Source organism: Clostridium sp. MCC344, assembly GCF_018785365.1.
Lineage (GTDB): Bacteria > Bacillota > Clostridia > Lachnospirales > Lachnospiraceae > Pilosibacter.
The window spans coordinates 1-293 of record NZ_WQPQ01000126.1; the positions used below are offsets into that span (position 1 = coordinate 1).

The window sequence follows — 293 nt, forward strand, 5'->3', positions numbered from 1 at the left end:
GGAGATCGCAGAGGAACCCGAGGACGAAGATACCCCGCCGTGGGAGGAAGATACGGAGGAATGAGAATGAATTTTACAAGCAGCCCTTTTGAACGAATGATGAAGGAAGTACCGCACCCCGGCTGGGACAATGACGACCCTTGTAAGGGATGCCGTTACTACAAGGAGTGCAAAGGAAAGAAAAAACAGTGCCGGAAGAAGTTCCGGGCGCTGATCGTGGAGCCCCGCCCTTCGGGCCATCGTGGCCCGAAGTCTTAAATGGACGCCCGGGAGCTGACCCGTGACGAGAAGAA

Annotated in this window: 1 protein-coding gene; it reads left to right on the forward strand. The window is 55.6% G+C overall.

What is annotated here, in order from left to right; genetic code table 11:
* The first annotated feature begins 66 nt into the window (after nucleotides 1–66).
* Entirely contained in the window at nucleotides 67–258 is a 192-nt protein-coding gene (locus GPK90_RS18795) for a hypothetical protein (protein WP_003500082.1), read from the forward strand.
* Nucleotides 259–293 lie beyond the last annotated feature (35 nt).

Excerpts from the sequence above, each read along its gene's own strand:
- GPK90_RS18795 (WP_003500082.1), top strand. The coding sequence starts at position 67 with ATGAATTTTACAAGCAGCCCTTTTGAACGAATGATGAAGGAAGTACCG.